This is a genomic window from Streptomyces sp. CLV115, assembly GCF_038448545.1.
GTDB lineage: Bacteria > Actinomycetota > Actinomycetes > Streptomycetales > Streptomycetaceae > Streptomyces > Streptomyces sanglieri.
Window position 1 is genome coordinate 20,519 of record NZ_JBCEWQ010000100.1, and the last position, 11,289, is coordinate 31,807.

Genomic DNA, 11,289 nt, shown 5'->3' on the forward strand with positions numbered 1-11,289 from the left:
CACATCACCTCGGCCGGTCGAGTCGCTGGATGAGCAGGTCCGCGAGGCGGTCGCGGCCGGCCGGGGCCGCGGCGTCGGTGAGGTAGATCGCGTTCAACAACTGGTCCGTGGCCAGGAGTTCGCTGCGGGACCGCTCCAGGAAGTGGGCGATGAGGTCGTCCCCGGAGCGGGCCGCCTCGTCGCCGAGATGGGCACGTACGAAGGTCGCCAGACGCTGGTGGTCGGGGCGTCCGAGCTCCAGGTGGATGCAGCGGCGCATCAGGGGTGCCGGGAAGTCCCGCTCCCCGTTGCTGGTGAGCACCACGAACGGGAAGGAGGTGCACTGCACTCGGCCGCCCCGCACCTTCACCTTGTTGCCGTCGTCGTCGAGGACCTGCGCCTCCCCGTCGGGCAGCCGGTCGGCGATCCGCTCCAGCTCGGGAATGCCGAACTCGCCTTCCTCCAGCACGTTCAGCAGGTCGTTCGGCAGATCGATGTCGCTCTTGTCCAGCTCGTCGATGAGCAACACCCGGGGCCGGTCCGCGGGCAGCAGTGCGGTGCCGAGCGGTCCGAGCCGGATGTAGCTGCCCACGTCGTCCGCGGCGCGGGCCCCGTCCGGGTCGGCCGCGGCGCTGTGCGCGGCGATCTGTACGTCCTGGAGCCGGGCGATCGCGTCGTAGTGGTACAGGCCGTCCAGCAGTGTCGTCCGGCTCACGATCGGCCAGCGCAGCACCCGGCCGAGCCCGAGCTCGTGGGCGACCGAGTGGGCCAGGGTGCTCTTTCCGGCGCCGGGTGTGCCGGTGACCAGCAGCGGGCGCCGCAGATAGAGCGCGGCGTTGATCATTTCGAGCTCCTCGGCGCCCGGCCGGTGGAGTTCGGCGATGTGCCGGTGGCCGCCGAGCCTCCGGTCGGCGGAGCCGTCGCCGTCGGGCTCCGGGGCGCCACGGCTCGCGAAGTCGCGCCAGGGCGGCGGCGGTGGCAACTGGTCGATGCCTTCGTGCGGTTCGCCGGCCCCTCGGTAGATGAGCCACTCGCTGGGTTCACTCATAACGTGTTCCTCGTCATCACTCGTCCGGCCAGGGGCAGCAGTCGAACGTGGTTCACCGTAGTCATCCGGGGCAGCCCTCGTAAGGGGGTTCACGGGGCCTGCAACAACGGGCCGGGCGGCGGTGGTTGCGGGTCTCCGTAGACCAGCGCGATGCCGTCCGACCAGAACATGTCGGGACGGCCCTCGCGCACCCCTTTCCTCAGCTCCTGGATCTTCCTCGGAAGCCGGTCGGCCACCACCGCCCCGTCGACCGTGTCGACGACCCGGAGGTGGAACTCCGTGCAGGACGCGGGCCGTTCGGCCTTCGGGCGCCGCCACAGGACCACGCCGAACCCGGCGTCGAGCACCCGCGCGAACCCCGCCACGCTCTGGGTGTCGTGCCGGCCGCCGTACCGGCAGAGGACCGGGACGGTCTCGTACGGCAGTCCGCGCAGCTTCGCCGCCACCGGCACGGGTACCCGCATTTCGTCGTCGCAGTCCAGGACGGCGGCCCGGGTCGGGCCGCCGCGGAGGCGGTTCCAGCGCGGCTCGCTCTCCAGGACCGCGTCGTCGGACGGGCCGGGTCCGCTGTCCGCGCACCGCACGACCACCGGCCGCAGGACTCCCAGAGGCAGGCTGTCCGCGGGCAGCTGCCACTTCTCGACCTCCAGGTCGAACAGCGCGGAGGGCGCCACGACCTGGAGGATCGCGGGGTTGTCGGGCTCGTCGCACATCCGGAACGCCTTCCCGAGGGAGGCGCCGAGCCTGGCCGGGAGCTCGTCGGACCGGGTGCCCTGGTAGTTCTCGGTGACGGGCAGGTCGACGGCGGAGAGGCGGGCGACGACCCGCCAGTCGTAGTGGTCGGGCTGCCACGCGCGGGGCTCCAGATGGAGCACGACGAATGTGGGGGCCTTCGGTGGCCGGACCGGTTCACCGGCCGGTTCGGGTGTCCGCAGGTGCCCGGTGCCCGGGGCGTACCTGCCCTGGTTGCGGAGCCTGGCCATCTCGCGGCGGAACGGCCGCCGCAGCCGGTCCTCCGCGGTCTCCCGCACCCAGTCCCACAGGGCGTCCTCGGCGAGCCGGGTGGAGGGCACCACATAGGGGCGTTCGGCCGAGATGGCGCTCATGCAGTAGCGCAGGATGCGCTCCAGGGCCTCGTCGCCCTCGCGTGCGTCGTACAGGACGCCCAGCCCGTCGCGCCAGCCGCGGGGGGCCGGTACGCCGACGGTCCGGTATCCGTACCCGAGGTCGCCGAGGATGTCGAGCAGACTGCGGGTACTGACCGGCGGAGGGAGCTTGGCGAGCCGTCCCAGCAGGTCGACGCGCTGCTGCGGGGTGAGCGCCGGGCCCGCCACGGTGCCCAGGTCCCGCTGGACGTCCGCCCAGGTCTCCTCGTCGTCCACCGGGTTGTTGTGCCGGTCGGCGTGGTAGCGGTCGTGGGCGTGGAACACGGCCTGGTACGGGTCGTCGGACTCGGCCGTGGCGGCCCGGACCGGCACGGGCAGTGTGCGCAGCCGCTCCACGCCGATCGCCGTACCGCCGTCGGTGTCGGTGGAGCGCGACTTGAGTACGCCGACGACCTCGCCCCGGGCCAGGTCGACCACGGGTCCGCCGGACATGCCCGCGTACAGCTGGCTCGCCTCGATCAGCACCTGTTCGTCGCCGTCCGCCCAGTCGTCGACGGTGCCCACCACCCGGCACTCCCGGCCGAGCCGCTTGAGCGCCCCCGCTCCGCCGGCCGCCCAGCCCGCGAAGTAGTACGCGCCGCGGTTCATGCCCGTGGAGCGCTCGCTGAGGTACACACAGGGGTGTTCGACGGGCCGCACCAGCTGGATGAGCGCGAGATCGGGGGCCGGCCAGCCGCCCGTGCCGGGCCGCTCCTCGGGCAGCGCCGCCACGACCGTGCCCCCGACCCGGACGGCGTCGCCGCCGCGAGCGGTCTTGTAGACCACGTTCACCTGACGCCCCCTCCCCTCCATCGCCACGTGCGCGCACGTGAGGACCCAGCTCGGAGCGATGAAGAAGCCGCTCCCCAGGAAGTCGCCGTCGGATCCTTCAGGGGCATACCCGGGCTCCGGACGATGGATGCGCACCGTCGCGTCCTTCACGAGGCTCATCAGCGCGGCTTCCGCCCCGTTCGGCCCCGGCCACGCGCCCCCGCCCGGCGGCTGCGTCACGATCCGCTTCCGTCGTCCGGCGCGGTGCCGCCCGCGTGCGCCGGTGCGCCGGTGGATGCCCCGGCGGCCGGGTCGGTGGCGGGCCGCACCGCGGAAGCGGAGGGAGCGGGCGGGGCGGGAGGAACAGGCGGGACCGAAGGAACGGGCGGGACTGATGGAGCGGGATCGGCGGATGGAGCGGGATCGGCGGGTGGGTCGAGCGGCGGTCCGCCGCCGTTCCACGTCAGCGTGACCTTGATCGACCCCTTGGCCTCGCCGTCCGCGAGCAGCCCGACGACCTTGCCCGACTTCGCGGTGAGCTCGATGCCGAATTCGACGCTCACCCCGTCGGGCCGCACGGACCGCAGTGGCTCGGCGAGCGAACGCGCCACGCTGGTCACGACCCCTTGCAGGCTCTCGACCCTGGCCTGTACCCGATCGGCGATGTTCCCGGCGCCGATGTCCGTGAACGACGGGCCCGATCCGGGCTGCGCCAGCTCCTCGGCACCGGAGATCCGCGCCCAGACCTCCGTACCGTCGGGCATCTCAATGCGCGTAATACGGGCGTCACTGTCACCCATGAAACCCCCCGTTCCCCAACTACCCGCAGGCTAACGGCAGTCCGCGTCCGATGCGAGGCACATGGACGGGTACACGGACCAGGACGCGGGGGTGGCGCCGGCCGGTTCTCGGTGGGATCGAGGGGGACGGCGGGGGTGGCGCGGGCCGGTCCGGACGGGCCCTCGGAGCAGCCGGAACGTACGGTCCTGTGATCCGCTCCCGCCCGCCGGGGGGCTGTCACCAGGCATTAGGCTTGCCGCATGTACTTCACCGACCGCGGTATCGAGGAGCTGGAGAAGCGGCGAGGCGAGGAAGAGGTCACTTTCGAGTGGCTCGCCGAGCAGCTCCGTACGTTCGTCGATCTCAATCCCGACTTCGAGGTGCCGGTCGAGCGCCTCGCGACCTGGCTGGCCCGGCTCGACGACGAGGACGACGACGACGAATAGTCGGACGACGACGAACAGTCACGCCTGCGGTCGCTCGCGCAGTCACCCCCGCCCGTCCGCCGTTCCCGTTTCCCCGGCGCTCCTGATCCGGTCGTAGGCGAGCCCGAGCGCCCCGTGCGCCACCAGTAGCGCCCCAGCGAGCACCCATCCGCCGGCGCGGTGCCTGATCCCCCGGAGGACCAGCGGCAGTCCGGCGGCGAACTGGGCACCGGCCAGCATCCGGGCCCTGGAGCCGCGCATCCACGGCCCGAGACGGCTGCTCTCGATCGCGTCGAGCTCGGCCCGCAGCGCTCCGCGCCGGCCGGTCCGGGCGACCGGTTCCGCCTCGGGCCGGCCGTCGGCCGCCGCGTACAGCCGGTCGCCGGGCGTGTCCGGGTCCAGGCCGGGCGGCAGGGTCAGCCCGATCCGGGTCAGTACGGCGAGCAGCCCGCGCAGCCGGATGCGCGCGTCGGCGTCCGGGTCCGTACGGGTCAGCCCTTCGAGCGCCTGGACGTCCAGTACGGGGTCGAGGCCGAGGCGGTCGGCGAACGTGCGCATGGCCTCGTCCTCACCGGCCGGGGTGCCGTCCGCGAGCCAGACGTAGCCGACCGGACGGCGGAAACCGACGGCGAGCGTGCAGCCGGCCCGGTCGCCGTCCCACCACAGGGCGAGCACGGGCCACGTCGAGCCGACCGCGAGTGCGGTGGCCCAGCCGGACACGACCCGGTCCACCGGCTCCGCGACGTCCGCGACACGGAATCCGGGACCGGGACCGGGACCGACGCCGGGATCGGGACCGACACCGGGACCGGTTCCGGCGCCGGACCCCTGCCAGGGCTTCCCCTCGGGCACGAGGACCGACCATCCGTCTCCGGCGGGGGCAAGCAGCATCCGCTCGCGCAACAGGGTGGCCACCGGCCGTACGGCCTCCGGTTCTGCCCGGCACAGCAGCAGCGCCCCCGCGGGAGATGTCGCATTCATGCCTCACACGCTAGGGCAGTTTGCCCGCATTCGGCGCACTTTGATCACCCGAGGGCCACCCGAGGACCCCCGGCGATCCGCGGCCGACCCGCCGCGGGCATCGCGACATACCTTGACTTCCCCGTCCCGCGATATATCGTGTTGTTCAAGAGACGCGATATGTTGCGTCACGCCGTACTCCCCGGGAGGTCAGATCCGTGCCTGCGTCGACATGGGCCATCGCCGAGCCCCAGAAACTGACCTTCGACGAGCCCGTGACGGCGCTCAACGTGCGCATCGTCGGGGGCGCCGTCAATGTCGTCGGCACCGAGGAGCCGACCGCCCGGCTGGAGGTCTCCGGGATCGAGGGTCCGCCGCTGATAGTGACCCTGGAGGGGGGCACGCTCACCGTCGCGTACGAGGACCTGCCCTGGCACGGCTTCCTGAAGTGGTTCGACCGCAAGGGCTGGCACCGCAGCGCGGTCGTCTCGCTCGCCGTGCCGACCGGCTCGGCGGTCGAGGTCGGTGTCGTCGGCGCGGGCGCCGTCGTCTCCGGGATCCGCGGGCGTACGGACGTCCGGGGCGTCACCGGGGACACCACGCTCGTCGGGCTCGCGGGGCCGGTGCTGGCCGACACGGTCTCCGGCAGCGTGGAGGCCCAGTCGGTCACCGGCGAGCTCCGCTTCCACTCGGTCTCGGGCGATCTGACGGTCGTCGAGGGCGCCGGGGCCTCCGTACGGGCGGAGTCGGTCAGCGGCAACATGGTGCTCGACCTGGACCCGACCGGGAAGCCCACGGACATCCGGCTGACCACGGTCTCCGGCGAGGTCGCCATCCGGCTGCCGCACCCGGCGGACGCGACGGTCGAGGCCAACACCGCGAGCGGCTCCGTCTCCAACGGGTTCGAGGATCTGCGGGTCAGCGGCCAGTGGGGCGCGAAGAAGATCACCGGCACGCTCGGCGCCGGAACCGGGAAGCTGCGCGCGACGACCGTCTCGGGCTCGATCGCCCTGCTGCGCCGCCCACCGGCCGAGGACAGTCCGTACGATGCCGAGCCGACCGGAAAGGTGCTCTGACATGCCCCCCGTATTCGCCCACGGCCGCCTCCGCCTCTACCTGCTGAAACTCCTCGACGAGGCCCCTCGCCACGGATACGAGGTGATCCGGCTCCTGGAGGAGCGCTTCCAGGGGCTGTACGCCCCCTCGGCGGGCACGGTCTACCCCCGCCTGGCCAAGCTGGAGGCCGAGGGCCTGGTCACCCATGCCACCGAGGGTGGCCGCAAGGTCTACTCGATCACCGACGCGGGCCGCGCCGAGCTGGCCGGCCGCACGGGCGAACTGGCCGATCTGGAACTGGAGATCCGGGATTCGGTCGCCGAGCTGGCCGCCGAGATACGGGACGACGTGCGCGGCGCCGCCGGCAAGCTGCGCAGTGAGATGCGGGCCGCGGCGCACGAGACCCGGCACACCGGTGGCGGCTCGGGCTCCGGCTCCGGCTCCGGCTCCGGCTCGGGCTCGGGCTCGGGCCGCAAGGGCGACTGGGAGTCCGCCTTCGGCGATCTCGGCGACTTCGGCGACAAGGAGGCCTGGCGCGCCGCCAAGGAGGAGCTGCGCAAGGCCAAGCAGGAGTGGAAGGAGCAGGCCCGCCGGGCGAAGGACGAGTCCCGTCGTGCCCGTGAGGACGCCCAGCAGGCCCGCCGCCAGGCCAAGGAGGCCCAGGACAGGGCGCGCGAGCAGATGCAGAACGCCGCCCGGCAGGTCCAGGAGCACTTCGCCCGGGGCGACTGGCCCTCGGGCGTACGGGAGGGACTGGCCGAGATCACCGGCCAGCTCGGCGGCTTGGCCAGGACGGGCGGCTGGCCCCCGTACGCAAAGCCGGAGCCGGCCGACGCCGGCGCGGACACCGACTGGGGCAAGGACACCCCCCGCACCGGCGACCCGGCCCGCGACCTGGACCGGCTGCTCGACCGCTTCCGCGACGACATCCGCGACACGGCCCGGGACAAGGGCGTCACGGAGGACCAGCTGACGGAGGCCCGCCGCCACCTTTCGACGGCGGCGTCCCAGATCGGGGCGCTGCTGCGGAAGGGCGACGACGGGCCGAAGTAGCGGGGACGGGGCCGGGAGGCCGGGGCCCGGACCGGAGGTCGGGACCGGGACCGGAGGTCGGGACCGGGACCGGAGGTCGGGACCGGGACCAGGGGTCGGGACCGGGACCAGGGGTCGGGACCGGGACCAGGGGTCGGGACCGGGACCAGGGGTCGGGACCGGGACCAGGAGTCGGGACCGGGACCAGGGGTCGGGACCGGGACCAGGGGTCGGGACCGGGACCGGAGGTCGGGACCGGGACCAGGGGTCAGGAGTCGAGGGCCGGGACCGGGAGCCGAGGGCCGAGGTCCAAGAGTCGAGGGCCAGGCTGGAAACCGGGACCGGGAGGCAGGAGTTGAGGGCCGGGACCGGGAGCCGAGGGCCGAGGTCCAAGAGTCGAGGGCCAGGCTGGAAACCGGGACCGGGAGGCAGGAGTTGAGGGCCGGGCTGGAAACGGGACCGGAGGCCGGGAACTGGAGGCCGGGCTGGACGGGGGTCAGCCCGCCTCCTTGAACCGCTCCCGCTCCCCCTCCCCCTCCTTCCCGCTGCCGTACAGCGCGCGGTTGACCGTCCCGTACGTGGCGCCGTGCGCGGCGAGCACTTCGGCGGCCACGCCGGGGCGGGCGGTGAGTGCCAGGAGGAGGTGTTCGTCGCCGATGAAGCGGTCCCCGCGCCCGGCCGCGATCCGCAGCGACCTGGTCAGTACGCCCTTCGCCTCCCGGCTGAACGGGCGGCGCCGGGCCCCGCGCCGCCGGGCCCGGTCGAGCGCGCCCACCCCGTGCGCCTCCTCTACGCGGGCGACGATCTCGGTCACATCGATGCCGATGCCGGCGAGTGCGTCGGTGTCCGCCCGGGTCAGCCCGCCGTGACGGCGGGCCGTGGCGAGCTCGGCCTCGACGGACGCACGACGGTCCGCCAGCCCGAGCGAGGCGACGGCGAAGGCGGCCCGCCCCTCCTGCCGGTCCAGCAGCGCGAGCAGCAGATGCTCCTCACTCACCGACGCGGCATCGGTCCGTTCGGCATGGGTCACGGCGCCGGTCACGACTTCCCGGGCATCCCTGGTGAATCGTTCGAACATCACTGCCTCCCGTACTTCTTGTGCACGGCCTGCCTGCTGACGCCCAGTTCGGCCGCGATCTCCTGCCACGACCAGCCCTGCACGCGGGCGCTCCTGACCTGTACGGCTTCGAGCTGCTCCAGCAGCCGGCGCAGCGCGGCGACCGCCCGCAGCCCCACCCGGGGGTCGCGGTCACCGGCGCGCGCGGCGAGATCCGTCGCTTCAGTCATGATGTCAACGTAGGTTGACACGCCCCCGCCTGTCAACCGTGATTGACAGGCGGGGGCGTGCGACGTGCGCCGTGCGGACCGTTCAGCCGCGCGCCGTCCCGGTCACCGTCACCGTGACCCGCGCTCCCTTGCGGGCGTGGACGCGCACCTCTCCCCCGTGCCTGCGGACCTCGGCGCGGCCGTCCACCGAGACCCGCCACCGCCCGGCGGCCGGCGGCAGCGAGATCTCCGTGGTGCCGCGGCGACCCGCCGTGTAGGTGAGCCGGTAGACGCGCGCCTGGTCGTCGTACGTGTCGGAGTGGACGGTTCCGGCGACGGCGGGCGCGTACGGTGTGGCGGTCCGGTCCTTGTTGGCGGCAAAGTCCCCGTTCTCGTCCAGGGCGCAGTAGCCACCGCCGTAGCACCAGACGTAGCCCGCCCAGCCCGAGCTGTAGCGGCTCAGGGAGGTCATCGCGTCCCGGTAGAAGCGGCCCATCTGCGGGAGCCGGTTGTTCAGCGGGCCCCATTCGCCGACGACGACCGGGATCCTTTGCTGCTTCGGGTACGCGGTGACGGCGGCCTCGTACGACTCGATCCAGCCGGCCGCCGGATCGTAGTCGGCGCCCGCCTCCATCGCGGTGTTGTAGAAGTGCGGGGCGTAGACGGTGCGGTGGTCCCTGATCGCGCCCAGCCCGGTGGGCACGCCCTCGCCGACGATGGGGGTGGGTTCCACGAACAGCCAGTTGGCGCGGTCGGCCGAACGGACCGCGCGGGCCAGCCTGTTGTACATCGGAGTGAGCTGCTGGGCCTCGATGCGGCGGGCGGCCGCCGGCAGCTCCTCGCCCTCCCGGAGCTCCCCCATCGGCTCGTTGATCAGGTCGTAGCCGAGGAGGGCGGGATGACGCCCGAAGCGCTCGGCGAGGACCTGCCACATCCGCGCCTGGGCGCGCTGGAGGTCGGGGTCCTCGTAGAGATGGGTGAAGGCGCGCTGCACGGCGGGCTCGAAGTACTCCGAGAACCAGTCGTCGGGGTGCGGCGTGAAGGGCAGCCCGTCGGTGCGGGTCGCCCAGGCCGGGATGCCGCGGTGGCCGAACGCCGGGCCGAAGACGTCCTGGTGGGCGTCGAGCAGCACCTGGATGTCGTACTTCCGCGCCCAGTCCAGGACCCGGTCGATGCGGCGCAGATACTCGGTGCTGTACCGGCCCCGGGTCGGCTCCAGGTCGTCCCAGAAGATGAGCAGCCGGGCGAAGTCGAAGCCCTTGGCGTGCAGATCGCGGAAGTGCTTCTCGGTGATGGCGGTCAGCGCCCGGTCACCGCGGTTCGCCTTGTCCTCGACGTTCCAGCCACGCAGGGTGAGCGTTCTGCCCTGGTCGTCGGTGAGGCGGGGGATGCCGGTGCGTTCCGATGGTGCGGGGCGTACGGGGTGTGCGTCGGCGGCGGGGGCGAGGGCCCCCGCCGCGAGCACGAACGAAGTGACGATCGAGGTGAGTACGCTGCCCATCCGCATCCGCGTCCGTATTCGCATGGCGCAGATCAGAGCAGTTCACCCCGCACTCCTCAAGAGCAGGTGAGCACAATCTTTCCGAACTGGTCGCCCGCCGCGAGCCGTTCGAACCCCTCGCGGGCCCGGTCCAGCGGCAGCACCTCGTCGATGACGGGGCGTACGCCGGTGGTCGCGCAGAACGCCAGCAGGTCCTCCAGCTCGTCCTTGGAGCCCATGGTCGAACCGACCACCTTCAGCTCCAGGAAGAAGATCCGGGTCAGTTCGGCGTGCGAGGGCCGGTCGCCGCTGGTCGCGCCGGAGATGACGAGCGTGCCGCCGGGGCGCAGCGACTTCACGGAGTGGGACCAGGTGGCCGCGCCGACCGTCTCGATGACCGCGTCGACGCGCTGCGGCAGCCGTGCGCCCGGTTCGTACGCCTCTATGGCCCCGAGCTCGACGGCGCGCTTGCGCTTGGCCTCGTCGCGGCTGGTGGCGTAGATCCGCAGTCCGGCCGCCCGGCCGAGCACGATCGCGGCGGTGGCGACGCCGCCGCCCGCCCCCTGGACGAGGACCGAGTCGCCGGGGCGCACCCCGGCGTTGGTGAAGAGCATCCGGTACGCGGTGAGCCAGGCGGTGGGCAGGCAGGCGGCCTGCTCGAAGGTGAGTTCCTTCGGCTTGGGCAGCACGTTCCAGCTGGGGACGGTGACCTGCTCGGCGAAGGTGCCCTGGTAGCGCTCGGTGAGGATGGAGCGGGGTTCCTGCGGGCCGACGCCGTGGCCGGTCTGGCCGATGACGGAGTGCAGGACGACCTCGTTGCCGTCCTGGTCGGTCCCGGCCGCGTCGCAGCCGAGGATCATCGGCAGCTTGTCCTCGGCGAGGCCGACGCCGCGCAGGGACCAGAGGTCGTGGTGGTTGAGGGAGGCTGCCCGGACGTTGACGGTGGTCCAGCCGGGTCGCGCCTCGGGGGCGGGGCGTTCGCCCAGCTCAAGGCCGTTGAGGGGCTGGTCGCGGTCGATGCGGGATGCGTAGGCGGCGAACATGGCCCCGACGATAGGCCGGGCACGGGCCGGGCGTAACCGGTCACGGGTGTGACGCGCGCCGCGCGGGTGGGCAGGCGCCGCGCATCGCAGCCCCGCCGGCGATCGAGGAGCGGGGGTTCGGGGCCGGAGCCGGGAATCGATCCCCTCCGCCGTTCGAGGAACGGGAGCCCGGCCACGTCCCCGGCCACCCCGGCGTCAGAGAAGCAGGGGCCCGGCAATGGACACCGCGCACCCCGGCCCCTCCGGCGATCGAGGAGCGGGGGGGTCCGGGGGCAGCGCCCCCGGTCACGGGAAGGGGCGGGGT

11 protein-coding genes are annotated in these 11,289 nt (G+C 73.1%); 3 read left to right on the forward strand and 8 right to left on the reverse strand.

Annotation, left to right across the window (positions count from 1 at the left end; translation table 11 throughout):
• Positions 1–4: 4 nt before the first annotated feature.
• The 3 genes from AADR41_RS28150 to AADR41_RS28160 all read right to left on the reverse strand — a co-directional run bounded on the left by AADR41_RS28150 (position 5) and on the right by AADR41_RS28160 (position 3,743).
• Positions 5–1,027, reverse strand: a complete 1,023-nt coding sequence (locus tag AADR41_RS28150) for an AAA family ATPase (RefSeq protein WP_342284212.1) — start codon at positions 1,025–1,027, stop codon at positions 5–7.
• 89 nt (positions 1,028–1,116) lie between these two features.
• Positions 1,117–3,183: a VMAP-C domain-containing protein gene (locus tag AADR41_RS28155; RefSeq protein ID WP_342284213.1), complete on the reverse strand. Its 2,067-nt coding sequence runs from the start codon at positions 3,181–3,183 to the stop codon at positions 1,117–1,119.
• Positions 3,180–3,743 (reverse strand): CU044_2847 family protein, encoded by a 564-nt coding sequence (locus tag AADR41_RS28160; RefSeq protein WP_342284214.1) that lies wholly within the window; start codon positions 3,741–3,743, stop codon positions 3,180–3,182. Before AADR41_RS28160 ends, AADR41_RS28155 begins: the two co-directional genes overlap by 4 nt.
• A gap of 240 nt (positions 3,744–3,983) precedes the next feature.
• Here AADR41_RS28160 and AADR41_RS28165 point away from each other — a divergent pair, with 240 nt between their 5' ends.
• Entirely contained in the window at positions 3,984–4,169 is a 186-nt protein-coding gene (locus tag AADR41_RS28165; protein ID WP_053640526.1) for a DUF6104 family protein, read from the forward strand.
• 42 nt (positions 4,170–4,211) lie between these two features.
• Here the strand turns inward: AADR41_RS28165 and AADR41_RS28170 are convergent, their stop codons facing one another.
• The gene (locus tag AADR41_RS28170) at positions 4,212–5,129 is read right to left on the reverse strand and encodes a hypothetical protein (protein WP_342284215.1); all 918 of its coding nucleotides are present in this window, start codon (positions 5,127–5,129) and stop codon (positions 4,212–4,214) included.
• Positions 5,130–5,326: 197 nt separating this feature from the next.
• Here AADR41_RS28170 and AADR41_RS28175 point away from each other — a divergent pair, with 197 nt between their 5' ends.
• Entirely contained in the window at positions 5,327–6,184 is an 858-nt protein-coding gene (locus tag AADR41_RS28175; RefSeq protein WP_342284216.1) for a DUF4097 family beta strand repeat-containing protein, read from the forward strand.
• Position 6,185: 1 nt separating this feature from the next.
• Entirely contained in the window at positions 6,186–7,217 is a 1,032-nt protein-coding gene (locus AADR41_RS28180; protein ID WP_342284217.1) for a PadR family transcriptional regulator, read from the forward strand.
• Between the two features lie 475 nt (positions 7,218–7,692).
• Here AADR41_RS28180 and AADR41_RS28185 read toward each other — a convergent pair whose 3' ends face one another.
• The 4 genes from AADR41_RS28185 to AADR41_RS28200 all read right to left on the reverse strand — a co-directional run bounded on the left by AADR41_RS28185 (position 7,693) and on the right by AADR41_RS28200 (position 10,985).
• Positions 7,693–8,274, reverse strand: coding sequence for a Clp protease N-terminal domain-containing protein (locus tag AADR41_RS28185; protein ID WP_342284218.1), 582 nt, complete (start codon positions 8,272–8,274; stop codon positions 7,693–7,695).
• On the reverse strand, positions 8,274–8,483 hold the full coding sequence (locus AADR41_RS28190; RefSeq protein ID WP_114249297.1) for a sigma factor-like helix-turn-helix DNA-binding protein: 210 nt from the start codon (positions 8,481–8,483) through the stop codon (positions 8,274–8,276). Before AADR41_RS28190 ends, AADR41_RS28185 begins: the two co-directional genes overlap by 1 nt.
• Before the next feature lie 82 nt (positions 8,484–8,565).
• Complete coding sequence (locus AADR41_RS28195; RefSeq protein WP_342284219.1) at positions 8,566–9,987, reverse strand: cellulase family glycosylhydrolase; 1,422 nt, start codon at positions 9,985–9,987, stop codon at positions 8,566–8,568.
• A gap of 32 nt (positions 9,988–10,019) precedes the next feature.
• Positions 10,020–10,985: a zinc-binding dehydrogenase gene (locus AADR41_RS28200; protein ID WP_342284220.1), complete on the reverse strand. Its 966-nt coding sequence runs from the start codon at positions 10,983–10,985 to the stop codon at positions 10,020–10,022.
• Between the last annotated feature and the right edge of the window lie 304 nt (positions 10,986–11,289).

What these genes read in the sequence shown, in the direction of transcription:
- AADR41_RS28165 (WP_053640526.1), top strand. Translation starts at nt 3,984, where the DNA reads ATGTACTTCACCGACCGCGGTATCGAGGAGCTGGAGAAGCGGCGAGGC.
- AADR41_RS28160 (WP_342284214.1), bottom strand. Translation starts at nt 3,743, where the DNA reads ATGGGTGACAGTGACGCCCGTATTACGCGCATTGAGATGCCCGACGGT.
- AADR41_RS28185 (WP_342284218.1), bottom strand. Translation starts at nt 8,274, where the DNA reads ATGTTCGAACGATTCACCAGGGATGCCCGGGAAGTCGTGACCGGCGCC.
- AADR41_RS28195 (WP_342284219.1), bottom strand. Translation starts at nt 9,987, where the DNA reads ATGCGAATACGGACGCGGATGCGGATGGGCAGCGTACTCACCTCGATC.
- AADR41_RS28180 (WP_342284217.1), top strand. Translation starts at nt 6,186, where the DNA reads ATGCCCCCCGTATTCGCCCACGGCCGCCTCCGCCTCTACCTGCTGAAA.
- AADR41_RS28150 (WP_342284212.1), bottom strand. Translation starts at nt 1,027, where the DNA reads ATGAGTGAACCCAGCGAGTGGCTCATCTACCGAGGGGCCGGCGAACCG.
- AADR41_RS28190 (WP_114249297.1), bottom strand. Translation starts at nt 8,483, where the DNA reads ATGACTGAAGCGACGGATCTCGCCGCGCGCGCCGGTGACCGCGACCCC.
- AADR41_RS28200 (WP_342284220.1), bottom strand. Translation starts at nt 10,985, where the DNA reads ATGTTCGCCGCCTACGCATCCCGCATCGACCGCGACCAGCCCCTCAAC.
- AADR41_RS28170 (WP_342284215.1), bottom strand. Translation starts at nt 5,129, where the DNA reads ATGAATGCGACATCTCCCGCGGGGGCGCTGCTGCTGTGCCGGGCAGAA.